The 25078-nt window shown below is 70.9% G+C and carries 18 protein-coding genes; 17 read left to right on the top strand and 1 reads right to left on the bottom strand.

All coding sequences use genetic code 11. The features are described from left to right. Positions 1-111: 111 nt before the first annotated feature. On the bottom strand, positions 112-1113 hold the full coding sequence (locus tag ACFYV5_RS20510) for a hypothetical protein (protein ID WP_389170264.1): 1002 nt from the start codon (positions 1111-1113) through the stop codon (positions 112-114). Between the two features lie 138 nt (positions 1114-1251). Between ACFYV5_RS20510 and ACFYV5_RS20505 the strand changes: the two genes are divergently transcribed. The 17 genes from ACFYV5_RS20505 to obgE all read left to right on the top strand — a co-directional run bounded on the left by ACFYV5_RS20505 (position 1252) and on the right by obgE (position 25063). Further along, positions 1252-3873 (top strand): valine--tRNA ligase, encoded by a 2622-nt coding sequence (locus ACFYV5_RS20505; protein ID WP_389170262.1) that lies wholly within the window; start codon positions 1252-1254, stop codon positions 3871-3873. A gap of 149 nt (positions 3874-4022) precedes the next feature. Continuing rightward, complete coding sequence (locus ACFYV5_RS20500; RefSeq protein WP_355115796.1) at positions 4023-5540, top strand: folylpolyglutamate synthase/dihydrofolate synthase family protein; 1518 nt, start codon at positions 4023-4025, stop codon at positions 5538-5540. 5 nt (positions 5541-5545) lie between these two features. Beyond that, positions 5546-5899, top strand: a complete 354-nt coding sequence (locus ACFYV5_RS20495; RefSeq protein ID WP_389170257.1) for a DUF4233 domain-containing protein — start codon at positions 5546-5548, stop codon at positions 5897-5899. Positions 5900-5999: 100 nt separating this feature from the next. Beyond that, entirely contained in the window at positions 6000-6413 is a 414-nt protein-coding gene (ndk, locus tag ACFYV5_RS20490; protein WP_355115800.1) for a nucleoside-diphosphate kinase, read from the top strand. 284 nt (positions 6414-6697) lie between these two features. Further along, complete coding sequence (locus ACFYV5_RS20485) at positions 6698-7717, top strand: rod shape-determining protein (protein WP_215065773.1); 1020 nt, start codon at positions 6698-6700, stop codon at positions 7715-7717. Positions 7718-7854: 137 nt separating this feature from the next. Beyond that, complete coding sequence (gene mreC, locus ACFYV5_RS20480) at positions 7855-8862, top strand: rod shape-determining protein MreC (RefSeq protein ID WP_355115802.1); 1008 nt, start codon at positions 7855-7857, stop codon at positions 8860-8862. Positions 8863-8865: 3 nt separating this feature from the next. Further along, positions 8866-9528 (top strand): rod shape-determining protein MreD, encoded by a 663-nt coding sequence (mreD, locus tag ACFYV5_RS20475; protein WP_355115804.1) that lies wholly within the window; start codon positions 8866-8868, stop codon positions 9526-9528. Between the two features lie 19 nt (positions 9529-9547). Beyond that, positions 9548-11740 carry a penicillin-binding protein 2 gene (mrdA, locus tag ACFYV5_RS20470; RefSeq protein ID WP_355115806.1) on the top strand — a complete coding sequence of 731 codons (2193 nt, stop codon included), beginning with the start codon at positions 9548-9550 and terminating at the stop codon, positions 11738-11740. Between the two features lie 3 nt (positions 11741-11743). After that, positions 11744-12943: a rod shape-determining protein RodA gene (rodA, locus tag ACFYV5_RS20465; RefSeq protein ID WP_389170250.1), complete on the top strand. Its 1200-nt coding sequence runs from the start codon at positions 11744-11746 to the stop codon at positions 12941-12943. Between the two features lie 40 nt (positions 12944-12983). After that, positions 12984-14522, top strand: coding sequence for a CHAD domain-containing protein (locus ACFYV5_RS20460; RefSeq protein WP_389170247.1), 1539 nt, complete (start codon positions 12984-12986; stop codon positions 14520-14522). A gap of 50 nt (positions 14523-14572) precedes the next feature. Beyond that, positions 14573-16501, top strand: coding sequence for a TIGR03960 family B12-binding radical SAM protein (locus tag ACFYV5_RS20455; RefSeq protein WP_355115811.1), 1929 nt, complete (start codon positions 14573-14575; stop codon positions 16499-16501). A 98-nt stretch (positions 16502-16599) separates the two neighbouring features. Next, positions 16600-17742 (top strand): hypothetical protein, encoded by a 1143-nt coding sequence (locus ACFYV5_RS20450; protein ID WP_389170244.1) that lies wholly within the window; start codon positions 16600-16602, stop codon positions 17740-17742. Between the two features lie 123 nt (positions 17743-17865). Next, positions 17866-18657, top strand: coding sequence for a TIGR03936 family radical SAM-associated protein (locus ACFYV5_RS20445; protein ID WP_389170241.1), 792 nt, complete (start codon positions 17866-17868; stop codon positions 18655-18657). A gap of 235 nt (positions 18658-18892) precedes the next feature. After that, positions 18893-22675 carry an Rne/Rng family ribonuclease gene (locus ACFYV5_RS20440; RefSeq protein WP_389170239.1) on the top strand — a complete coding sequence of 1261 codons (3783 nt, stop codon included), beginning with the start codon at positions 18893-18895 and terminating at the stop codon, positions 22673-22675. Between the two features lie 252 nt (positions 22676-22927). Next, positions 22928-23248, top strand: a complete 321-nt coding sequence (rplU, locus tag ACFYV5_RS20435) for a 50S ribosomal protein L21 (RefSeq protein WP_114036861.1) — start codon at positions 22928-22930, stop codon at positions 23246-23248. Positions 23249-23262: 14 nt separating this feature from the next. Next, complete coding sequence (rpmA, locus tag ACFYV5_RS20430; RefSeq protein ID WP_260226291.1) at positions 23263-23517, top strand: 50S ribosomal protein L27; 255 nt, start codon at positions 23263-23265, stop codon at positions 23515-23517. A 106-nt stretch (positions 23518-23623) separates the two neighbouring features. Continuing rightward, on the top strand, positions 23624-25063 hold the full coding sequence (obgE, locus tag ACFYV5_RS20425) for a GTPase ObgE (protein WP_355115819.1): 1440 nt from the start codon (positions 23624-23626) through the stop codon (positions 25061-25063). Positions 25064-25078 lie beyond the last annotated feature (15 nt).

Raw genomic sequence — 25078 nt, 5'->3', positions numbered from 1 at the left:
GTTTTTGTTACCCCGGCCGGCCGCCTCGTTGCGGGGGCTCGCCCCCACACCCCCCGGGGCCCCCGGGGGGGGGCCCCCCCCCGGGCGGCGCGCCCCTGTGTGTGCCGGGCCTCAGGCCTTGGTACGCGCCGAGTTGTAGAGCTTGGCGGTCAGCTCCTCCAGCTCGGGCCGCGGTACGGAGACCTGACCCGTGACGCTGCCGGCCAGGTCCATGAGGTTGGTCGAGCCGACAGTGGAGTAGTCGGCCCACGCGCAGGTGAAGAACTCCATGGACTTGGGGCCGGGCTGCGTGGACTCCTTCGTGCTGGTCATCTTGACCTTCCCGCACTTCATGAGCGCGCCCTCGAAACCGGACGGCGTCACGCTCTCCGGACCCTCGACGAGCTCGTACTTCAAGCCCATCGTCTCGAGCTGCTTGTTGTCCTTGCCCAGGTTGTCGAAGAAGCTGTCGAGCGTCTTCTCCGGGTCGGCGACCTCGCCGTACAGACCGCTGAACGAGAGCTGCTTGCCCTTGAGCGGCTCCGTGTTGTCCTTGTACTGGGCGTTGTGCTGCGCGGCGTTCTTGATGCCCATGGCCTCGGCACGGGTCTTCTGCTCGTCCTTGAGCGGGCCGTTGGTGTCCGCACCCTGCGCGGGCACCTTCTTGTACGCGTCGACCGTCTCGGGCGCGGCGATCTTGTAGCCCTTCGTGTCGTCGCTCACCGCGCCGTTGCCGGCACCGCCGGCGAACACGAAGTACGCACCCACACCCAGCGCGGCGACCACGGCGACGCCGCCGATGATCAGGCCCGTCTTCTTCTTCGGAGCGGCCGGCGGGGGCGGCGGGTAGCCGCCGGGGCCCTGACCGTACGGGGGCTGCTGCGGGGGCTGGCCGTAGGGGCCCGGCTGCTGGGGCTGGCTGTACGGTCCGGGCTGCTGGGGCTGCTGGGGCTGCTGCGGGTAGCCGTACGGCGGCTGCTGCGGCGGCACACCCTGGGGGGCCTGCTGCGGGTACCCATAGCCGGGCTGCGGCGCTTGCGGCGGCTGGCCGTAAGGACCGGGCTGGCCCGGCTGACCGTACGGCCCGGGCTGCTGAGGCTGACCGCCGTACGGGCCCGGCTGGTTGTAGCTCATGGACAGGTTCCCCTCACAGGATGTTTACGCGTAGCCAACATCCTGTCGGAAGGCCGGGCCCGCAGGGGCGGCGGGGGGCACACCGTTACGGAACAATCGCGTTTCAGGACAACCCCGGGGCACCCCTAAACTGACCCCGTGACCGAGAACACTCAGCAGCAGCCAGCAGCCACCCCCGAACTGCCGACCCAGTACGCGCCGGCCGAAGTAGAGGGGAAGCTGTACGAGCGCTGGGTAGAGCGCGGTTACTTCGAGGCGGACGAGAAGAGCGACAAGCCGCCGTACACCATCGTCATCCCGCCGCCGAACGTCACCGGTTCGCTCCACCTGGGCCACGCCTTCGAGCACACGCTGATCGACGCCCTCACCCGCCGCAAGCGCATGCAGGGCTACGAGACGCTGTGGCAGCCGGGCATGGACCACGCCGGTATCGCGACCCAGAACGTCGTCGAGCGCGAGCTCGCCAAGGAGGGCAAGTCCCGCCACGACCTGGGACGCGAGGCGTTCGTCGAGCGTGTCTGGCAGTGGAAGGCGGAGTCCGGCGGCCAGATCTCCGGCCAGATGAAGCGCCTGGGCGACGGCGTCGCCTGGTCCCGTGAGCGCTTCACCATGGACGAGGGCCTCTCCCAGGCCGTCCAGACCATCTTCAAGAAGCTCTACGACGACGAGCTGATCTACCGCGCCGAGCGCATCATCAACTGGTGCCCGCGCTGTCTGACGGCGATCTCGGACATCGAGGTCGAGTACCAGGACGACGACGGCGAGCTCGTCTCGATCCGGTACGGCTCCGGGGACACGGAGATCGTCGTCGCGACGACGCGTGCCGAGACGATGCTCGGTGACACGGCCGTCGCCGTCCACCCGGACGACGAGCGGTACAAGCACCTGGTCGGCACCGAGATCGAACTGCCGCTCACCGGCCGCCGCATCCCGGTCGTCGCGGACGAGCACGTCGACCCCGAGTTCGGCACCGGCGCCGTCAAGGTGACCCCGGCGCACGACCCGAACGACTTCGAGATCGGCCAGCGGCACAACCTGCCCAACCTCGCGATCATGGACGAGCGCGCGGTCATCACCGCCCACGGCCCCTTCCAGGGCCTGGACCGTCTGGAGGCCCGCTCCGCCATCGTCGGCGCGCTGCGCGCCGAGGGCCGGATCGTCGCCGAGAAGCGTCCGTACGTCCACTCCGTCGGCCACTGCTCGCGCTGCAAGACCACGATCGAGCCGCGCCTGTCGATGCAGTGGTGGGTCAAGGTCGGCCCGCTCGCGAAGGCCGCCGGTGACGCGGTCCGCGACGGCCGGGTCAAGATCCATCCGCAGGAGATGGAGAAGCGGTACTTCGACTGGGTCGACAACCTGCACGACTGGTGCATCTCGCGCCAGCTGTGGTGGGGCCACCGCATCCCGGTCTGGTACGGCCCCAACGGCGAGATCGTCTGCGTCGGACCGGACGAGCAGCCGCCGACGGGCGAGGGCTGGCGCCAGGACACGGACGTCCTGGACACCTGGTTCTCCTCCGGCCTGTGGCCGTTCTCCACGCTCGGCTGGCCGGAGCGGACCGACAGCCTCGCGAAGTTCTACCCGAACTCCGTCCTGGTCACCGGCTACGACATCCTCTTCTTCTGGGTCGCCCGGATGATGATGTTCGGCCTGTACGCGATGGACGGCACCCCGCCGTTCCACACCATCGCCCTGCACGGCATGGTCCGCGACCAGTTCGGCAAGAAGATGTCGAAGTCCTTCGGCAACGCGGTCAACCCGCTGGACTGGATGGACGAGTACGGCTCCGACGCCGTCCGCTTCACCCTGGCCAACGGCGCCAACCCGGGCGTCGACGTCCCGATCGGCGAGGACTGGGTCAAGGCGTCCCGTAACTTCGCCAACAAGATCTGGAACGCCACGCGCTTCGCGCTGATGAACGGCGCGACCGTCGAGGGCCCGCTGCCGGACCCGTCGCAGATGTCCGCCACGGACCGGTGGATCCTCTCCCGTCTCAACAAGACGGTCGCCGAGGTCGACGCGTACTACGACGACTATCAGTTCGCGAAGCTCGCCGACGCGCTCTACCACTTCGCGTGGGACGAGGTCTTCGACTGGTACGTCGAGCTGTCGAAGACCACGTTCTTCGCGGGCGGCGAGCAGGCCAAGGTCTCCGGCCGGGTCCTCGGCGAGGTCCTGGACGTCATGCTGCGCCTGCTGCACCCGATCGTCCCGTTCGTCACCGAGACGCTCTGGACCACGCTCACCGGCAAGGAGTCCGTCGTCATCGCCGACTGGCCGGTCGACTCGGACTTCCGCGACGAGGCCGCCGAGAAGGAGATCGAGCTCGTCCAGCGGGTCGTCACCGAGGTGCGCCGGTTCCGCTCGGACCAGGGTCTCCAGCCCGGCCAGAAGGTCCCGGCCCGCCTGGACCTGACCGGCACCGCGCTCGCCCCGCACGAGGCGGCCATCCGTCAGCTGCTGCGCCTCCAGCCGGAGGGCGATGACTTCTCGGCCACCGCCTCCCTGCCGGTCGCCGGCGCCACCGTCGCGCTCGACCTGTCCGGCACGATCGACGTGGCGGCGGAGCGCAAGCGCCTCGCCAAGGACCTCGCGGCCGCGGAGAAGGAGAAGGCCCAGGCAAACGGGAAGCTCGGCAACGAGGCGTTCCTGGCCAAGGCGCCGGACAACGTGGTCGAGAAGATCCGTACGCGGCTCGCCAAGGCGGACGAGGACATCGCCCGCATCCAGGCCCAGCTGGAGCGGCTGCCGCAGGCGTGAGCCAGGTGAGGGGCCCGGAACCGATCGGTTCCGGGCCCCTTCGCCTGTCCCTCTCCCCCCGGCCCACGCCGGCCCCCGCGACGGTGGCCCGAAAGTCCCGAAAGGGGTGGGTCCACGGTGCTGTCGGTCCCCCTCCGTAGACTGGGGCCGTGAGTGAGCCCAGCGACCAGTTCGACGCGTCCGACCCGTCCGACCCGTTCGACGAGATCGTCGACACAGAGACCGACCGTGACCCCGACCTGGCGGTGATCGAGGCCGGCAGCCGCACGCTGCGCGCGCAGGCCGGTCCGCCCCAGGGCGACCCCGTGCCCGCCCGGCCCGCCGACCCGGAGGTGGACAAGGCGCTGCGCCAGGTCGAGACCGAGCTGGCGACCCGTTGGGGGGAGACCAAGCTGGAGCCCTCGGTGACGCGGATCGCGGCGCTGATGGACGTGCTCGGCGAGCCCCAGCGCGCGTACCCCTCGATCCACATCACGGGCACGAACGGCAAGACGTCCACGGCCCGCATCATCGAGGCCCTGCTCACCGCCTTCGACCTGCGCACCGGGCGGTACACCTCGCCGCACGTGCAGACGATCACCGAGCGGATCAGCCTGGACGGCGCCCCGATCTCCGCCGAGCGGTTCGTCGAGACGTACGAGGACATCAAGCCGTACGTCGAGCTGGTCGACGCCCGCGAGGAGTTCCGGCTCTCCTTCTTCGAGGTCCTCACCGGAATGGCGTACGCGGCCTTCGCCGACGCGCCGGTGGACGTGGCGGTCGTCGAGGTCGGCATGGGCGGTACCTGGGACGCGACGAACGTCATCGACGCCCAGGTCGCCGTCGTCACCCCGATCGACCTCGACCACACGGACCGCCTCGGCGAGACGCCCGGCGAGATCGCCGGTGAGAAGTCCGGCATCATCAAGCAGGGCGCGACGGTGATCCTGGCCCAGCAGCCGGTGGACGCCGCCCAGGTCATGCTGAAGAAGGCCGTCGGGGTCGACGCGACGGTGGCCCGCGAGGGCATGGAGTTCGGCGTGGTCTCCCGCGAGATCGCGGTCGGTGGCCAGCTGCTCACCCTGCGCGGACTCGGCGGCGAGTACGAGGACGTCTTCCTGCCGCTGTACGGCGCGCACCAGGCGCACAACGCGGCGGTCGCCCTCGCGGCGGTCGAGGCGTTCTTCGGCATCGGCGCGGAGCACGCCCGGACCCTGGACATCGACACGGTGCGCCGCGCGTTCGCCACGGTGGCCTCTCCAGGTCGCCTGGAGGTCGTCCGCACTTCCCCGACGGTGATCCTGGACGCGGCGCACAACCCGCACGGCGCGCGGGCGACGGCCGACGGCATCAGCGAGTCGTTCGGCTTCTCGCGGCTCATCGGTGTCGTCTCCACCAGCGCCGACAAGGACGCGAAGGGCCTTCTGGAGGCCTTCGAGCCGATCTTCGCGGAGGTCGTCGTCACGGCGAACTCCAGCCCCCGCGCCACGGACGTGGACACGCTCGCGGCGATCGCCGTGGAGGTCTTCGGCGACGACCGGGTGGTCGTCGAGCCGCGCCTGGACGACGCCATCGAGGCGGCGATCACGCTCGCGGAGGAAGAGGACGAGTACGCGGGCGCGGGCGTCCTGGTGACCGGTTCGATCTTCACGGTCGGGGATGCCCGGCTGCTCCTCGGAAGGCGCTGAATCCGATGCGTACGCTCTGTGCCTCGACGCTGATCGGCGAGTTCTTCGTGATCGGGTTCGCCGGTCTTGTCGCCATGAAGGACGACAGCCTGTCGATGTCCGCCGTGTGGTGGGTCTGCGGCATCGCGATGCTGGTGTCGGTGCTGCTGTGCGGGATGATCACCCGCCCGGGCGGGCTCCAGCTCGGCTGGGCGCTGCAGATCGCCCTCGTCGCGAGCGGCTTCGTGGTGCCGGTGATGTTCTTCCTGGGCGCGACCTTCGCGGTGCTGTGGTGGGCCTCGATCCACTACGGCCGCGCGATCGACGAGGCGAAGGCCCGCTGGGCCGCGCAGACCGAGGCGGGAGCGGAGACAGGGTGACACCTTTCGCCCGCTCCTCAGGGCCTGACGCTGCGTAATCGGCGGCCGTGGGCGCCCTGTAGCCTCTGAACCCCGCACACCGTATTGAAGGAGTCTCTACGTGAGCCAGCGCACGCTCGTCCTGCTCAAGCCCGACGCCGTCCGCCGTGGCCTGATCGGCGAGATCATCGGCCGTATCGAGCGCAAGGCGGGCTGGACCATCGCCGCGCTCGAACTGCGTGAGCTGAGCCAGGACACGCTGGAGCAGCACTACGGCGAGCACAAGGGCAAGCCGTTCTACGAGCCGCTCATGGGCTTCATGCAGTCCGGCCCCGTCGTCGCCCTGGTCGTCGAGGGCGAGCGCGTCATCGAGGGTCTGCGGACCCTCGCCGGCCCGACCGACCCGATCGCCGCCGCCCCCGGTTCCATTCGCGGGGATTTCGGCACCATCGTCCGCGAGAACCTCATCCACGCCTCGGACTCCGAGGAGTCCGCCATTCGGGAACTGAAGCTTTTCTTCCCCGGGCTGGCGTGACCCGCGGCTGACTCCGTGTCAGCCATACACCGCAACAAGCTGGGGCGACCGAAGGAATTTCGGTCGCCCCCGGGCATATGAATGGCGCGACCGGGAACGCATCGCAGGGTCCTACCGTCACCTATACAGAGGTGGACCACCGCGCGGTATCCCGGGAGGCGGCACTACGATGGAAAACTCCACGCCGCAGTACCGGAACACCCACCACCTCGCCGACCTGAGAAGCCGTCAACGCTCCAATTGGGAAGGCCCGACGCATCCTCATGGGAAACAAGGGGAACTCAATGTCGTTCATCGGCCGTGACATGGCTGTCGACCTCGGGACCGCCAACACGCTGGTGTACGTCAGGGGTCGAGGCATCGTTCTGAACGAGCCGTCCGTCGTCGCGATCAACACCAACACCGGCGGTATCCTCGCGGTCGGCTCCGAGGCGAAGAAGATGATCGGCCGGACGCCCGGCAACATCGTCGCCGTCCGGCCGCTGAAGGACGGTGTGATCGCCGACTTCGAGATCACCGAGCGCATGCTCCGCTACTTCATCCTCAAGATCCACAAGCGCCGCTACCTGGCCCGCCCGCGGGTCGTCGTGTGTGTGCCCTCCGGTATCACCGGGGTGGAGCGCCGCGCCGTCATCGAGGCGTCCACCCAGGCCGGCGCCCGGCAGGTGCACATCATCGAGGAGCCGATGGCCGCGGCCATCGGCGCGGGCCTCCCGGTCCACGAGGCGACCGGCAACATGGTCGTCGACATCGGTGGCGGCACCACCGAGGTCGCCGTGATCTCCCTGGGGGGAATCGTCACGGCACAGTCCATCCGGGTGGCCGGCGACGAGCTGGACAACGCGATCATCCAGCACATCAAGAAGGAGTACTCGCTCCTCCTCGGTGAGCGCACCGCCGAGCAGATCAAGATCACCATCGGCTCGGCGTACGACCTCGACAAGGACGAGCACACCGAGATCCGCGGCCGTGACCTCGTCTCCGGTCTGCCCAAGACCGTGGTCATCTCGGCCGCCGAGGTGCGCAAGGCCATCGAGGAGCCGGTCAACGCGATCGTCGACGCCGTGAAGACGACGCTCGACAAGTGCCCGCCCGAGCTGTCCGGTGACGTGATGGACCGCGGCATCGTTCTCACGGGTGGGGGCGCTCTGCTGCGCGGCCTGGACGAGCGGCTGCGCCGCGAGACCGGGATGCCGATCCACATCGCCGAGGACCCGCTGGACTCGGTGGCGCTGGGCTCGGGCAAGTGCGTGGAGGAGTTCGAGGCCCTGCAGCAGGTCCTCGACGCCCAGCCCCGCCGATGACGGATCGACGTCGATCGTCCCCCTGGGCCCTGCGGCCTGGGGGGACCCCCCGTACGGGTGGCAAGAACGCCCGTACAGCCGGTCGCTGACAGCACGACACCAACCGCACAGGACGACGAAAGGCACGGCCGCCGCACGTGAGGGACACACGAGAGAGCCGGCTGCTCCTGGTACTGCTGGTCGCCATCGCGTTCGCACTGATCACCGTGGACATCCGCGGTGGCCAGGAGTCGCCCGTCGACGGCGCCCGACAGGCCGCCGCCGCGGTCTTCGGCCCGGTGGAGAACGGTGTCGCGTCGGCCGTCGATCCCATCGGCAACGCCATAGGAGCCGTGCGCGACTCCGGCGAGCGCCACACCCGGATCGCCGCACTGGAGCATGAGAACGCCGCCCTCAAGGCCAAGCTCGGCAGCGACGACCGCAACCGCAGCCGCCTGCGCGAGCTGGACACCCTCCTCAAGACGGCCGGCGCCGGCCAGTACGGCATCAAGGCCGCGCAGGTCGTCGCCATAGGAGCGGCCCAGGGCTTCTCCTGGACCGTCACCATCGACGCGGGCGCCAACGACGGCATCCAGCGCGACATGACCGTGCTCAACGGCGCCGGTCTCGTCGGCCGCGTGACCACCGTCGGGCCCTCCACATCGACCGTGCTCCTCGCCAACGACCCCGACTTCACCGTCGGCACCCGCATGGAGAAGTCGGACGAACTCGGCTTCGCCACCGGCCAGGGCAACGGCCCGCTCCTCGTCCAGCTCCTCAACGGCAAGGCGAAGGTGAAGGCCGGCGACCGGCTGGTCACCTTCGGCTCGCAGGCGAACAAGCCCTTCGTGCCCGGCGTGCCGGTCGGCGAGGTCGTCCGCGTCGACCCGCTGGGCGGCGGCCTCACCCGTAACGTCTACGTCCGCCCGTACGTCGGCTTCTCCAAGCTCGACATCGTCGGCGTCGTCGTCCAGGCCCCGCGCACGAACCCCCGCGACCTGGTCCTGCCGCCCAAGCCCAAGCCGGCCCCGACCGTCACCGTCACGGTCACCCCGCCGCCGCCACCGGACGGAGAGCAGCAGCCGGCCGGGCAGCAACCAGGGCAGCAGCAGCCCGCGCAGCAGCCGGAACAGGGGCAGAAGCCCGAGAACGAGCAGGGGGACTGAGGCATGAAGTTCAACAGGATCCTGCTCTCCGCCGCACTCGTCGTCGTCGCCCTGGTCATCCAGGTCTCCGTCCTCGCGCGCCTCCAGCTCCCCGGCGCCGTACCGGACCTCGTCCTGCTGACCGTCCTCGGCCTCGCCCTCGTCTACGGCCCCGTCAGCGGTTGCCTCATCGGCTTCGGGGCCGGCCTCCTCGCCGACCTCGCCCCGCCCGCCGACCACGCCGCCGGCCGCTACGCCCTGGTGCTGTGCGTCATCGGCTACCTCGCCGGGCTCGCCCGCCCCGAGAACGGCCGGCTCAAGTCCGCCAGCGGCCCGATGGCCGTGGTCGTGGCCGCCGCGATCGGCACCACCCTGCTGTACGCGGGAGTGGGCGCCCTCGTCGGTGACACCGCCGCCCGCCATGTCGGCCTCGGCTTCCTGCTGTTCACCGCGGCCCTCTACGACCTGCTCCTCGCGCCCTTCACCGTGCCGCTGATCATGGCGCTGGCCCGGCGCGCGGAGAACGACCCGCTCGCCGACACCTCCGGAAGCACCGACGTCGCCTCCGGTTGGCTCTCCTCCGGCACCGGCCTGCGGATCGGCACCCAGCGCGGCGGCCTGCTCGTCAAGGCCGCCCGCACCAGGGCCTCGCGCGCCGGACGCATCAAGGGAGTCAAGCGACTGTGACCGAGGGGGCACCGGCAGCATGAGCAACATCCCGGAGACCGGACGGACCCCCCGGGTCCAGATCCGGCTCGTCATCATCCAGATCCTCGTCTTCTCCCTCCTGCTCACGCTCGGCGGGCGCCTCTGGTACCTCCAGATCCGCAACGGCAAGGAGTACACGGACGAGGCGAAGAGCAACCACGTCCAGCAGGTCGTCCAGCCCGCGGTCCGCGGCTCCATCCTCGACGCCCGCGGTGTCCCGCTCGCCGACAACGAGACCCGGCTCGTGGTCTCCGCCTCGCGCACCGACCTGATGAAGATGAAGGACGACGGCAAGGCCGTCCTCACCCGGCTCGCCGGTGTCCTGGGCATGAAGCCCCAGGACGTCATGAACAAGATCCGGCTCTGCGACTCCGAGACCCCCAAGCCCTGCTGGAACGGTTCCCCCTTCCAGCCGATCCCGGTCACCGACAAGGCCACGACCCAGCAGGCGCTGACGATCCGGGAGGCCTCCGAGGACTTCCCCGGCATCACCGCCGAACTCGCCGCCGTACGCCGCTACCCGGCGCCCGGCAAGGCGCGCACCGCACAGGTGCTCGGCTACCTCTCGCCCGTCACCGACGAGGAGATCGAGAAGGCGAAGGACACCGACTCGCCGTTCCTCCGCTCCGACCAGGTCGGCCGCTCCGGCATCGAACGCACCTACGACAAGGCGCTGCGCGGCAAGGCCGGCGTCACCCGCTACGAGGTCGACAACCTCGGCCGCGTCATGGGCCAGGCGAAGTCCGACCCGGGCGTGCCCGGCTCCACCCTCGTCACCAGCATCGACGCCCGGGTCCAGTCCGTCGCCGAGTACGAACTGCACGCGGCGATGGAGACCGTACGGAAGGAGACCGACAAGATCACCGGTCGCCCGTACGAGGCCGACGCGGGCGCCGTCGTCGTCATGGAGTCCAAGACCGGCCGGGTCGTCGCGATGGCCTCCCAGCCCGACTACGACCCCAACGCCTGGATCGGGGGCATCTCCGCCAAGGACTACGCGCGGCTCACCGACAAGAACTCCAACTACCCGCTGCTCAACCGGGCCATCCAGGGCCAGGCACCGGCCGGCTCCGTCTTCAAGGTGGTCTCCGCGAGCGCCGCCGTGCGCGCCGGCTACCCCTTCAACGACACCTACAACTGCAGCAGCTCGTACAGCATGGGCAACCGGAGCTTCGCGAACTTCGAGTCCAAGGGACACGGCCCCATCACCCTCGGGGACGCCCTCAAGTTCTCCTGCAACACCGTCTTCTACCGCCTCGGCCACCAGGAGTGGAACCGTGACGGCGGAATAAAGCCGAAGAAGAACGCCAACGACTGGTTCTACCGGACCGCCCGTGACTACGGATTCGGCTCCGAGACCGGCATCGACCTGCCGAACGAGGTCACCGGCCGCATCCCGGACCGCCAGTGGAAGCAGAGCTTCTGGGAGGCCAACAAGGACTCCTGGTGCAAGCAGGGCAAGAAGGGCGGCACGTACGTCGAGCAGATCGCGTACGAGAGCTGCCTCGAGGGCAACCAGCTGAAGGCCTTCGACAGCATCAACTTCGCCATCGGGCAGGGCGACGTGCTCATCACGCCGGTCCAGCTGGCCACCGCCTACGCCGCCATCAGCAACGGCGGCACCCTCTACAACCCCACCGTCGGCAAGGCCGTGATCAGCCCCGACGGCAAGAGGATCCAGGAGATCAAGCCCAAGGCCCACGGCAGGCTGCCGGTCGACGCACAGACGATCAGCGACCTCGACAAGGGTCTGCGCTCCGTCGTCGAGCCCGGCGGCACCGCCGCCTGGCGCTTCGGCGGCTGGCCCCAGGACAAGATCCCGATGCGGGCCAAGACGGGCACCGCCCAGGTCTACGGCAAGCAGACCACCTCCTGGTTCGCGACCTACACCGACGACTACACGATCGTCATGACGATCTCCCAGGGTGGTACGGGCTCCGGCGCCTCCGGTCCCGCGGTGCGGAACATCTACGACGCGCTCTACGGCCTCGACGACGAGGGCAACCAGGACCTCAAGCGGGCGCTGCTGCCCAAGCCGCAGCAGACGCTGCCGAAGATCCAGCCCGACGGCTCCATCGACACGCCCGAGATCAAGCCGTACGACCCGAAGTCGCAGCTGGTCGACCCGAACAAGAAGAGGGAAGGCGGGCAGGAGCCACTCGCGGGCCCGCCGCCCGTCTGGAGGGACTGACCCATGACCGCCCCCCACGGCTTCTCCGTCTCCCGGTACGCCCCCGAGCGCGGCACGCTCGCGAAGCTCACCGCCCGTGACTCGGTGCTGCGCCGGCTCGACTGGCCGATGCTGCTCTCGTCGGTCGCCCTGTCCTTCCTCGGCGCTCTGCTCGTGTGGTCCGCGACCCGCAACCGGACCGAGCTCAACGGCGGCGACCCGTACGCCTTCCTGTTCCGGCACTCGCTCAACACCGGCATCGGCCTCGTCCTGATGATCGGCACGATCTGGCTCGGCCACCGCACCCTGCGCGGCGCGGTGCCGGTCCTCTACGGCATCTCGATCCTGCTGATCCTCGCCGTCCTCACCCCGCTCGGCGCCACCATCAACGGCGCCCACGCGTGGATCCAGCTCGGCGGCGGCTTCTCGCTCCAGCCCAGCGAGTTCGTGAAGATCACGATCATCCTGATCATGGCGGTGCTGCTGGCCTCCAAGGTCGACGCGGGCGACCAGGTGCATCCCGACCACCGTACGGTCGCCAAGTCGCTGGTTCTCGCCGCGCTGCCGATGGCCATCGTCATGCTGATGCCGGACCTCGGCTCGGTCATGGTGATGGGGGTCATCGTGCTCGGCGTCCTGCTCGCCTCCGGCGCCTCCAACCGCTGGGTCCTCGGCCTCATGGGCGCCGGCCTGGGGGGCGCGGTCCTGGTCACCGTGCTCGGGCTGCTCGACGAGTACCAGATCAACCGCTTCGCCGCGTTCGCCAACCCCGAGCTCGACCCGGCAGGCGTCGGCTACAACACCAACCAGGCGCGCATCGCGATCGGCTCCGGCGGCCTCTATGGCGCGGGACTGTTCAACGGCCACCAGACCAGCGGCCAGTTCGTGCCCGAACAGCAGACCGACTTCATCTTCAGCGTCGCGGGGGAGGAGCTCGGCTTCCTCGGCGGCGGACTGATCATCGTGCTGCTCGGCGTCATCCTGTGGCGGGCCTGCCGGATCGCCCGGGAGACCACCGAGCTCTACGGCACGATCGTCGCCGCCGGCATCATCGCCTGGTTCGCCTTCCAGTCCTTCGAGAACATCGGCATGGCGCTCGGCATCATGCCCGTGGCGGGCCTCCCCCTGCCGTTCGTGTCGTACGGCGGGTCGTCGATGTTCGCGGTGTGGGTGGCGATCGGACTGCTCCAGTCCATCAAGGTGCAACGCCCGATGACGGCGTGACCGCATGGACCGGTCCTTCGGGGGCAACTAGATTCGAATGATGGCGGAGACGAAGCGCGAGATCGAGCGGAAGTACGAAGCCACCGAGCAGACCGGACTCCCCGACCTCACCACGGTCCCGGGCGTCGCGGCCGTCGTCCACCAGGGCGTCGCCGAACTCGACGCCGTCTACTACGACACGGCCGATCTGCGGCTGGCCGCCGGCTCCCTCACCCTGCGCCGCCGCACCGGCGGCGAGGACGCGGGCTGGCACCTCAAGTTCCCGGTCGCCACCGGGATCCGCGACGAGCTCAGAGCCCCGCTCGCCGACACCCTTCCGGCGGACCTGGCCGAGCTCCTGCGCTCCCGGGTCCGCGACGAGGAGGTCGTCCCCGTCGTCCGGCTCCGCTCCTCCCGGGACGTCCGCCACCTCGTGGACGACGAGGGCGCCCTGCTGGCGGAGGTGTCGGTCGACACGGTCCACGCGGAGCGCCTGACCGAGGTCGGCGGAACGACCTCCTGGACGGAGATCGAGGTCGAACTGGCGGACGACGCCGATCCTGTCGTCCTGGACGTGGTGGACAAGCGCCTGAAGAAGGCGGGGGTACGGCCCTCCGCGTCGGCGTCGAAGCTGGCGAAGGCCCTGGAGGAGACGGCACCGAAGGAGCAGGGGAGCCCGGCCGCCACAGAACGGCACCCCACCGACAACACCGACAACACTGCCGGCGGCCGCGTCCTCGCCTACGTACGCGAACAGATCGGCACGATCGTCGCCCTCGACCCCGCCGTCCGCCGCGACCTGCCCGACTCCGTCCACACGATGCGCGTCGCCACCCGCCGCCTCCGCAGCGCCTTCAAGACGTTCCGCAGGGTCCTCGACCGCACCGTCACCGACCCCCTCGGCGAGGAGCTCAAGTGGCTCGCCGGGGAACTCGGCGTCGCCCGCGACCAGGAGGTCCTCATGGCACGGCTGAACGCCCGGCTCGACGAGCTCCCCGACGTCCTGCTCCTCGGCCCCGTACGCGCCCGGCTCCGCGTCGATGCCGTCTCCCACGGCGACGAAGCCCGCACCAGGGCCATCGCCGCCCTCGACTCCGACCGGTACCTGGCGCTCCTGAACGCCCTCGACGCCCTGCTCGCCGACCCGCCCCTGCGGAAGGCCGCCGCCAAGGACCCGGCGCGCGTCCTCGCCCGGGCCGTCCTCAAGGACTACGACCGCCTCGCCGGCCGCGTCGAGCACGCCCTCGCCCTGCCCGCCGGCCACGACCGCGATCGGGCGATGCACGAGGCCCGCAAGGCCGCCAAGCGCGCCCGCTACGCCGCCGACGCCGCCAGGCCCACCCTCGGCAAACCCGCCAAGCGCTTCGCCCGGCGCGTGAAGGCCGTCCAGCGCCTCCTCGGCGACCACCAGGACAGCGTCGTCGCCCGCGATGCCCTGCGCGCCCTCGCCGTCCGCGCCCACGCGGCGGGGGAGTCCGCCTTCACCTGGGGACTTCTGTACGGGCACGAGGAGGCCACCGCCGCGGCACGGGAACGCGAGCTGCCGGAGGTCTGGGAGGAGGCGTCCGCCCCCGGAACGAGGGCGAAATTGACTCGCTGAGCACCGGGTACGCTTGAGAGTCGCCCCCTGCCAGCTCACGAAGGTTCGAGATGTCTGCTGCCGAGTCTGTCTTCCCGCAGCTCGAAGCTCTGCTCCCGCACGTGCAGAAGCCGATTCAGTACGTCGGTGGAGAGCTGAACTCCACGGTCAAGCCGTGGGAGTCCGCCGACGTCCGCTGGGCGCTGATGTACCCGGACGCGTACGAGGTCGGTCTGCCCAACCAGGGCGTCATGATCCTCTACGAGGTACTGAACGAGCGCGAGGGCGTCCTCGCCGAGCGCACGTACAGCGTGTGGCCGGACCTCGAGGAACTCATGCGGGAGCACGGCGTTCCGCAGTTCACCGTGGACAGCCACCGTCCCGTCGGCGCCTTCGACGTCTTCGGCCTGAGCTTCTCCACCGAGCTGGGCTACACCAACATGCTCACGGCCCTCGACCTGGCGGGCATCCCGCTGGAGTCCAAGGACCGCACCGTCGACCACCCGATCGTCCTCGCCGGCGGCCACGCGGCCTTCAACCCCGAGCCGATCGCGGACTTCATCGACGCGGCGATCATCGGCGACGGCGAGCAGGCCGTCCTCGACATGACCGAGATCATCCGGACCTGGAAGGCCGAGGGCCGCCCCGGCGGCCGCGAGGAGGTCCTCCTCCGGCTGGCGAAGACCGGCTCGGTCTACATCCCGGGCTTCTACGACGTCGAGTACCTGCCGGACGGCCGGATCGCCCGCGTCGTGCCCAACCGTTCCGGCGTGCCGTGGCGCGTGTCCAAGCACACCGTCATGGACCTCGACGAGTGGCCCTACCCCAAGCAGCCGCTGGTCCCGCTCGCCGAGACCGTCCACGAGCGGATGTCCGTCGAGATCTTCCGCGGCTGCACCCGCGGCTGCCGTTTCTGCCAGGCCGGCATGATCACGCGCCCCGTGCGGGAGCGAAGCATCACCGGCATCGGCGAGATGGTCGAGAAGGGTCTCAAGGCGACCGGCTTCGAGGAGGTCGGCCTCCTCTCGCTCTCCTCCGCCGACCACACCGAGATCGGTGACATCGCGAAGGGCCTCGCCGACCGGTACGAGGAGGACAAGATCGGTCTGTCCCTCCCCTCGACCCGCGTCGACGCCTTCAACGTGGACCTCGCCAACGAGCTGACCCGCAACGGCCGTCGCTCCGGTCTCACCTTCGCCCCCGAGGGCGGCTCCGAGCGCATGCGCAAGGTCATCAACAAGATGGTCTCGGAGGAGGACCTGATCCGGACCGTCTCCACGGCGTACGGCAACGGCTGGCGCCAGGTGAAGCTGTACTTCATGTGCGGCCTGCCGACCGAGACGGACGAGGACGTCCTCCAGATCGGCGACATGGCGGTCAAGGTCATCGCGGAGGGCCGCAAGGTCTCCGGCCAGAACGACATCCGCTGCACGGTCTCCATCGGCGGCTTCGTGCCCAAGCCGCACACGCCGTTCCAGTGGGCCCCGCAGCTCTCGGCGGAGGAGACGGACGCCCGTCTCACCAAGCTCCGCGACAAGATCCGCGGCGACAAGAAGTACGGCCGCTCGATCGGCTTCCGCTACCACGACGGCAAGCCCGGCATCGTCGAGGGCCTCCTCTCGCGCGGCGACCGCCGGATCGGCGCCGTCATCCGCGCGGTGTACGAGGACGGCGGCCGCTTCGACGGCTGGCGCGAGCACTTCTCGTACGACCGCTGGATGCGGTGCGCGGAGAAGACGCTGCCCGCCATGGGCGTCGACGTCGACTGGTACACCACGCGCGAGCGCACCTACGAGGAGGTCCTGCCCTGGGACCACCTGGACTCCGGTCTCGACAAGGACTGGCTCTGGGAGGACTGGCAGGACGCGCTCGACGAGACCGAGGTCGAGGACTGCCGCTGGACGCCGTGCTTCGACTGCGGTGTCTGCCCCGCGATGCAGACCGAGATCCAGGTCGGCCCCACGGGCAAGAAGCTGCTTCCGCTGACGGTCGTGAAGTAGGCCGGACGGGTAGGCCGTTCGGGTTCGATCACGTCACACTTCCACGACGGCCCGGCGCGAGGGGAAACCCTCCGCCGGGCCGTCGCGTCATTCCCGGCATGAGCATGGAGAAGCCGCAGCCCCGCCCGCCCGAGCCGGAGGGCTGCCTCACGGCGTTCATCAGGATCCCCGTCCGGATCGTGGTCCTGGTGATCGTCGTGCCCGTCCGGATGGTGTGGGACGTGCTGGTGGTCTGCGCGCGCGCCGTCGACCGGACGCTGCTGCGCCCGCTCGGGCGCGCCCTGGGCTGGATCGGCACCCAGCTGCTCGCCCCACTCGGCCACGCCCTCCTCTGGCTCGGCAAGGCGCTGTTCGTCTGGCCGTGGGTCGCCCTGTGGCGGTACGTGCTCGTGCCGATCGGCCGGTACGGGGTCGCGATCCCCGCCGCCTGGCTGTACCGGGCCGTGCTCACCCCGCTCGGCCACGCCCTCCTCTGGCTCGGCAAGGCCCTGTTCGTGTGGCCATGGGTCGCCCTGTGGCGGTACGTGCTCGTGCCGATCGGCCGGTACGGGATCGGTGTCCCGGCCGTCTGGGCGTACCGGTGGATCCTCGCCCCGCTCGGCAAGGGGCTCGCCTTCCTGGCCGTCGGCCTGTGGCGGTACGGGATCGCGATCCCGGCCGGCTGGCTGTACCGGGCCCTGCTGACCCCGCTCGGGCACGCCGTCCTCTGGCTCGGCAAGGCCCTGTTCGTGTGGCCTTGGGTCGCCCTGTGGCGGTACGTGGTGGTGCCGGTGGTCCGGTACGGGATCGTCGTCCCCCTCGGATGGCTCTGGCGGCGCGTCCTCGCGCCCCTCGGGCGGGAGATCGCCGACGCGTTCCGGGTCTGCTGGCGGGTCGCCGGACACCTCTCCCGCGCCGTCGGCCGAGCCCTCAAGTGGGCGGCCTGGAACCTGCTCGGACGGCCGGTGACCTGGTTCTATCGCGGAGTCTGCACCCCCGTCGGGCACTGGGTCCGTGGCAGCGTCTGGGCCCCCGCCCGCACGGCCGCCGTCGGGGCCGGACGCGCCGCCCGGGCCGCGCTCGCCTCCGCCCGCGCGACCGTGCGGCAGGCCCGCCGCGACGCCTGGCACGCGCTGGTCGGGGGACCCCGGATGACCGAGCCTGGGGAACCGGTGGTGGCCTCTACGCGTACTCTGGGTAGTACAACAACCGCCTCCGGCGCGGCGCCCGCACCCGAGATCTCCCTGCGAAAGCGGGGGTGAGCCGGTCGGGACCCCCAGAGGCCACCCGTATCTCGAGGGCGGCGCTCCACCGCGCCCGCCCCGCACCGAGGAGAAGAACCACTGGGCAAGCGACAGCCCGAAGGCCCGCCGCCCGCACCGGCGGTGCAGCGCATCCGACTGCGCTACACCAAGCGCGGCCGCCTCCGGTTCACCAGCCACCGTGACTTCCAGCGCGCGTTCGAGCGGGCGCTGCGCCGCGCCGAGGTGCCCATGGCGTACTCGGCCGGCTTCACCCCGCACCCCAAGGTGTCGTACGCCAACGCCGCCCCCACGGGTACGGGCTCCGAGGCCGAGTTCCTGGAGATCGCGCTCACCGAGACGCGGGATCCGGAAATGCTGCGGGTCCTGCTCGACGAGTCGCTCCCGGACGGTCTCGACATCATCGACGCCGTCGAGGCCCGGACCTCGGGACTCGCCGACCGGCTCACCGCCTCCGTGTGGGAGCTGCGGCTCGACGGCGTCACCGTCGAGGACGCGGAGAAGGCCGTTGCCGCCTTCCTCGCGGCCGAGACCGTGGAAGTCCAGCGCAAGACCAAGAACGGCATCCGCACCTTCGACACCCGCTCGGCCGTCGCCGATCTCGTCGCGGAGCATCCACAGGCGCGTCCCCAGCCTGATAGGCCGCTGGACAATGCCTGTGCGATACTGCGGCTGGTTGTTCGGCACGTGACACCTGCCGTGCGACCCGACGACGTCCTGTCCGGTCTCCGAGCTGTGGCCGACCTGGCGCCGCCGGTCCCCGCAGCGGTGACCAGGCTGGCGCAGGGGCTCTTCGACGAGGAGTCCGGCACGGTGACCGACCCGCTCGCGCCCGACCGCGAGGCAGTCACGGCCGCTCCACCCACGGCCGCCGCGACCGCCTCAGCGACGGCGCCGGGTGCCGGTACCGCGTAGGGAGCGGTCGTTGTAGCGCAGCCCTGGTACTCGGGAGCCACCTGGGTCGGGCAGCGCACTGACCAGGAGACTTTCGCCAGGCCGTACGTACAACGCGTAGGGAACCGGCGAGCCAGACATCAGCTCCCGTGCGGCGCCCGCGCCCCGGACGGCGGCACCGCGCAGATTCGCGCGATCGTGCCGCCGGACCGGAACAAGGCGCGGCGCCCGGGGGCGTGACGGGAGAACCGCCCGCATGCTCGAGCAAGAAAACAGCGAGAACAACAACGCACCTGGTGACAAGCTGCCTCCGCGCCGCAGGCGCCGAGCGGCTTCCCGCCCCGCCGGTCCGCCGGTCGCGGCGGAGGCCACCGACACCGTGGCCGAGGTCGTCGTGGAGACGCCGGCCGCCGCGCCGGAGCCCACGGAGGAGCCCGCGCCGCGTACGCGCCGCCGTGCCACCCGTAAGGCCACCTCCCCGGAGCCGGTCGTCGCGGCCGAGGCCGCCGCCGCGCCGGTCGCGGAGGAGCCCGCTTCCGCCGAGGAGCCGGCCCCGGCCCGTACGCGGCGCCGCGCCACCCGTAAGGCCACCTCCCCGGAGCCGGTCGTCGCGGCCGAGGCCGAGACCACCCCCGCGCCGGTCGCGGAGGAGACTCCCGCCGAGGAGCCCGCCCCGGCCCGTACGCGCCGCCGTGCCACCCGTAAGGCCACCTCCCCGGAGCCCGTCGTCGCGGCCGAGCCCGAGACCGCCCCCGCACCGGTCGTGGCGGAGACCCCGGTCCAGGAGTCCGCTCCCGTCGAGGAGCCGGCCCCGGCCCGTACGCGCCGTCGTGCGACCCGTAAGGCCACCTCCCCGGAGCCGGCCGCCGAGGCGGCGGGCGAGAGCCTGCCCCAGGAGACCGTCGCGCAGATCACCGCCGAAGAGGCGGAGCCCGAGGTCGTCGCCGCCGAGAAGGCCGCGACCCGTGGCCGTACCCGCCGCCGCGCCACCGCGCCGCAGTTCACCGCCGAGCCGGTCGTCGCCCCGAAGGCCGAGGAGGACACGCCTCGCGGCCGTCGCGCCGCGCGTCCCGCCGTCGCCGTCTTCCAGGCCCCGGTCTTCACCGAGCCCATGTTCCAGACCCCGGAGACCGCGGCCGCCGCCGCTGCCGCCGAGGCCGTGGAGCCGGAGGAGGAGGAAGAGGCCGCCGTCGAGACCGTGGAGGCGGTCGAGGAGGTCGTCGAGCGTCCCGAGCCCGCCGGCCGCCGTCGCCGCCGCCGTCGGGGCGAGCCCGCCGCCGAGCCCGTCGCCGTCGAGCCGGTGCCGGCCATCGTCGCGGACGAGCCCGAGGTCGAGGCCGAGGAGCCCGAGACCGAGGCCGTGGAGGCGGAGGAGTCCGACGAGTACGAGGACCGTCCGTCCCGCCGTCGCCGCCGTGGCGGCCGTCGCCGTCGTCGCGGTGAGCTCGCCGAGACGGAGGAGTCGGACGAGACCGACGAGGCGGAGGAGGCCCGCGCCGAGGACGAGGAGTCCGAGGAGGAGGCCGAGGAGTCCGACGAGTACGAGGGCGGCACGCCGTCCGCCGCCGGCTCCAGCAGCTCGCGCCGCCGTCGCCGTCGTCGCCGCCGCAGCGGGGACACCGGCGACGCCGAGGGTGGCGAGGACGACGGCGTCCGTACGGTCGTCAAGGTCCGCGAGCCCCGCCCGGCCCGCGAGAAGGCCGAGCCCGGCACGGGCGCGGACGAGGTCCAGTCGATCAAGGGCTCGACCCGTCTGGAGGCGAAGAAGCAGCGCCGCCGCGAAGGCCGCGAGCAGGGCCGCCGCCGCGTCCCGATCATCACCGAGGCCGAGTTCCTGGCCCGCCGTGAGGCCGTCGAGCGCGTCATGGTCGTCCGCCAGAACGGCGAGCGCACCCAGATCGGCGTCCTCGAGGACAACGTGCTCGTCGAGCACTACGTCAACAAGGAGCAGGCCACCTCGTACGTCGGCAACGTCTACCTGGGCAAGGTCCAGAACGTCCTGCCGTCCATGGAGGCCGCCTTCGTCGACATCGGCAAGGGCCGCAACGCCGTCCTGTACGCCGGTGAGGTCAACTTCGAGGCGCTCGGCATGGCCAACGGGCCGCGCCGCATCGAGACCGCCCTCAAGTCCGGCCAGCCGGTCCTCGTCCAGGTGACGAAGGACCCGATCGGCCACAAGGGCGCCCGTCTGACCAGCCAGGTCTCCCTGCCGGGCCGCTACCTCGTGTACGTCCCCGAGGGCTCGATGACCGGCATCAGCCGCAAGCTCCCGGACACCGAGCGCGCGCGCCTGAAGACCATCCTCAAGAAGATCGTCCCCGAGGACGCGGGCGTCATCGTGCGCACCGCCGCCGAGGGCGCGAGCGAGGACGAGCTGCGCCGTGACGTCGAGCGTCTGCAGGCGCAGTGGGAGGAGATCCAGAAGAAGGCGAAGAGCGGCAACGCCCCGACCCTTCTCTACGGTGAGCCGGACATGACCGTCCGGGTCGTCCGCGACATCTTCAACGAGGACTTCACGAAGGTCATCGTCAGCGGCGACGACGCGTGGGAGACCATCCACGGGTACGTGCACCACGTCGCCCCGGACCTGACCGACCGCCTGTCCAGGTGGACGAGCGAGGTCGACGTCTTCGCGACGTACCGGATCGACGAGCAGCTCATGAAGGCGCTGGACCGCAAGGTCTGGCTGCCGAGCGGTGGCTCGCTGGTGATCGACAAGACCGAGGCGATGATCGTCGTCGACGTCAACACCGGCAAGTTCACCGGGCAGGGCGGCAACCTCGAGGAGACCGTGACGAGGAACAACCTCGAAGCGGCCGAGGAGATCGTGCGCCAGCTGCGCCTGCGCGACCTGGGCGGCATCGTCGTCATCGACTTCATCGACATGGTCCTGGAGTCCAACCGCGACCTGGTGCTGCGCCGCCTCCTGGAGTGCCTGGGCCGTGACCGGACCAAGCACCAGGTGGCCGAGGTCACCTCGCTGGGCCTGGTCCAGATGACCCGTAAGCGGGTCGGCCAGGGCCTCCTGGAGTCCTTCTCCGAGACCTGCGTCCACTGCAACGGGCGTGGCGTGATCGTGCACATGGAGCAGCCGACCGCCCCCGGCGGCGGTGGCGGCGGCAAGCGCGCGAAGAAGCGCGGCCGTGGCGGTGCCGAGCACCACGAGCACGAGCACGTCGAGGACACCGCGGCCGTCGAGGCCGAGGCGGTGGAGCCGCTGGAGACCGAGACCGAGGCCGAGCTGGCCGCGGAGGTCGCCGCTCCGGTCGCCGTGGAGGAGCCCTTCCGCCCGGACGAGGAGCTGTACAGCAGCGCCGCCGAGGCCGAGGCCGCCGCCACGCGTGGCCGTGGTCGCCGTCGCGCCACCCGCAAGGTGTCCGCGCCGGCCGGCCCGCCGGTCGTCGCCGCGCCCGAGCCCGAGCCGGTCGTCGAGGCCGCCCCGGAGCCGGAGCCGGAGCCCGAGCCGGTCGTCGAGGCCGAGCCCGTCGCCGAGGCCCCGGCCGCCGCCGAGGAGGCCGCCCCGGCTCCTCGTGCCCGCCGCCGTGCCACCCGCAAGGCGACGGCCCCGGCCGGTTCGCCCGCCCCGGCCCCGACGCCGGAGCCGCTCGTGGAGGCCGTCCCGGCCCTGGCGCCGGAGCCGGTCGTCGCGCCGGAGCCCGAGCCCGTGGCCGAGAAGCCGGTCGTCGAGGAGGCCCCCGTGGCCGCCCCCCCGAGGGCCCGTCGTCGTGTCGTCCGTAAGGTGACCGCCCCCGCCGGCTCGCCCGCGGGCGCCGAGGAGGCCGCCGTCGTGGTCGTCGAGACCCCGGCTCCGGTCGAGACCCCGGCCCCGGTCGAGGCGCCCGCCGCGGACGTCGAGGCAGAGACCGGGACCGAGGCCGCCGCCCCGGCCAAGAAGACGGCCGCCCGCAAGACGGCCAAGAAGGCCACCGCGAAGAAGGCCGCCACCAAGAAGACGGCGACGGCCAAGAAGACCGCGGCGAAGAAGACCACTGCGAAGAAGGCCGCCACCAAGAAGACGGCCGCCCCCACGCAGGACTGACGCGGCCGGTGTGGGCCGTCCTCTAGCGGACGGCCCACACCGCCCCAGAGGTCGAAGTCACCGAATTTGACCCCTTGAGGCACCGGCCCGTAACCTTGACCGTCGGCGTGTCGTATGACGCGCCACCCCCCTGAGCACCCTCCTCCCGGTCCGCCGGGAGAGGCCGCTCGTCCACTTCCGGATCATCGCGGGCTCCGGCCCGTGTGAGCGGCTGGCATCAGGGGACCGTTCCCGAGTGAGAGAGAGATCCGCGTGTACGCCATCGTGCGCAGCGGTGGTCGCCAGCACAAGGTTGCTGTCGGCGACATCGTTGAGGTTGACAAGATTTCCACTGCCAAGGTTGGCGACACGGTCGAGCTCTCGACCCTGCTCGTTGTCGACGGCGACGCCGTGACCAGCGACCCGTGGGTGCTGGCCGGTATCAAGGTCACGGCCGAGGTCGTGGACCACCACAAGGGCGCGAAGATCGACATCCTTCGCTACAAGAACAAGACCGGCTACCGCCGTCGCCAGGGCCACCGCCAGCAGTACACGGCGATCAAGGTCACCGGCATCCCCACGGCTGCGAAGTAAGGGACTGAGGAGAGATGGCACACAAGAAGGGCGCATCGTCCACTCGGAACGGTCGCGATTCCAACGCTCAGCGGCTCGGCGTGAAGCGCTTCGGCGGTCAGGTCGTGAGCGCCGGTGAGATCCTGATCCGTCAGCGTGGCACCCACTTCCACCCGGGCGCCGGCGTCGGCCGTGGCGGCGACGACACGCTGTTCGCCCTGCAGGCCGGTTCGGTGCAGTTCGGCACCCACCGTGGCCGCAAGGTCGTGAACATCGTTCCGGTCGCCTGATCGGTTCTTTTGCGGAGGCGGACCTCACTTCCCGGCAGGGAAGCGGGTCCGCCTTTCGCGTGTTACTAGATAGACATTCCACCCAGAAGTAACTGGAGGCACCACCATGACCACCTTCGTGGACCGCGTCGAGCTGCATGTCGCCGCGGGTAACGGAGGCCACGGCTGCGCCTCCGTACACCGGGAGAAGTTCAAGCCGCTCGGCGGCCCCGACGGCGGCAACGGCGGCCGTGGCGGCGATGTGATCCTGGTCGTCGACCAGGCCGTCACCACGCTCCTCGAGTACCACCACTCTCCGCACCGCAAGGCGACCAACGGTCAGCCCGGTGCCGGCGACAACCGCTCCGGCAAGGACGGCCAGGACCTCGTCCTGACCGTGCCCGACGGCACCGTCGTCCTCGACAAGCAGGGCAACGTCCTCGCCGACCTGGTCGGCCAGGGCACCACCTTCATCGCGGGTCAGGGCGGCCGCGGCGGCCTCGGCAACGCCGCGCTGTCCTCCGCCCGCCGCAAGGCCCCCGGCTTCGCGCTCCTCGGCGAGCCCGGCGAGGCGCGGGACATCGTCCTGGAGCTGAAGACCGTCGCCGACGTGGCGCTGGTGGGTTACCCGAGCGCGGGCAAGTCCTCGCTCATCTCCGTCCTGTCGGCCGCCAAGCCGAAGATCGCGGACTACCCCTTCACCACCCTCGTGCCGAACCTGGGCGTCGTCACCGCCGGCTCGACCGTCTACACGATCGCCGACGTGCCGGGCCTGATCCCGGGCGCCAGCCAGGGCCGCGGCCTGGGCCTCGAGTTCCTGCGCCATGTGGAGCGCTGCTCGGTGCTCGTCCACGTCCTGGACACGGCGACGCTGGAGTCCGACCGTGACCCGGTCAGCGACCTCGACGTCATCGAGGAGGAGCTGCGGCAGTACGGCGGCCTCGACGACCGCCCCCGCATCGTCGTCCTCAACAAGATCGACATCCCGGACGGCCAGGACCTGGCGGACATGATCCGCCCGGACCTGGAGGCGCGCGGCTACCAGGTCTTCGAGGCCTCGGCCGTGGCCCGTACGGGTCTGAAGGAGCTGTCCTTCGCGCTGGCCGACATCGTCGCGAAGGCGCGCGCGGCCAAGCCGAAGGAGGAGTCGACGCGGATCGTCCTCCGCCCGAAGGCGGTCGACGACGCCGGCTTCACCGTCACCTACGACGAGGCCGAGGATGTCTACCGGGTGCGTGGCGAGAAGCCGGAGCGCTGGGTCCGCCAGACCGACTTCAGCAACGACGAGGCCGTCGGCTACCTGGCCGACCGCCTCAACCGCCTCGGCGTCGAGGACGCCCTGATGAAGGCGGGTGCCCGCTCGGGCGACGGCGTCGCGATCGGTGCCGAGGAGAACGCGGTCGTCTTCGACTGGGAGCCCACGATGATGGCCGGCGCCGAGATGCTCGGCCGCCGCGGCGAGGACCACCGCCTCGAGGCCCCGCGCCCGGCCGCACAGCGCCGCCGCGACCGCGACGCGGAGCGGGACGAGGCGCAGCGCGAGTTCGACGATTTCAACCCCTTCTAGGTCCTGCCGGACCGC

It is taken from the genome of Streptomyces sp. NPDC003035 (assembly GCF_042888285.1).
GTDB lineage: Bacteria > Actinomycetota > Actinomycetes > Streptomycetales > Streptomycetaceae > Streptomyces.
Note: the sequence above shows the minus strand (reverse complement) of the source record. Positions and strands in the feature narration are given on the sequence as shown.